The 413-nt window shown below is 77.2% G+C and carries 1 protein-coding gene; it reads right to left on the reverse strand.

Annotated features, from left to right (window positions below):
* A partial coding sequence (locus tag C1I97_RS38920) for an acylphosphatase (protein WP_146608499.1) occupies positions 1–316 on the reverse strand: 316 nt, incomplete at its 3' end.
* Between the last annotated feature and the right edge of the window lie 97 nt (positions 317–413).

Genomic DNA, 413 nt, shown 5'->3' on the forward strand with positions numbered 1-413 from the left:
GCGTGCGGCCGGGGGCGTGGTCGGTGGGGCGGATGGTGAACGGGTCGGTGGCACCGGTGGCGGGGACGTCCTCGAGGCCGATGCCGGTGACGGCGGCGAGCGGGGGCGGCTGCCGGGCCAGCCGGTCGCAGAACCGGTCGACGCCGTCCGGCGGACCCTCGACCTCGATCAGCACGCCGCTCGCGGTGTTGCTCACGAACCCGGCCAGTGCCAGGTCGGCGGCCAGGCGGTGGACGTAGGGCCGGAAGCCCACACCCTGCACCGTGCCGCGCACGGTGAGCCGGCGGCGCACCGGGCCGGTGACGGGAGCGGTCATGAGGCGGTGGTGGTGGCCGGATGCGGATGCGCGTGGTGGTCGTGGGCCGCCTCCCCGGCGGCCTCGTGGGCCGCGTGGTCGTGGTCGTGGCCGTGGG

The organism is Streptomyces sp. NTH33, from assembly GCF_003236365.1.
GTDB lineage: Bacteria > Actinomycetota > Actinomycetes > Streptomycetales > Streptomycetaceae > Streptomyces.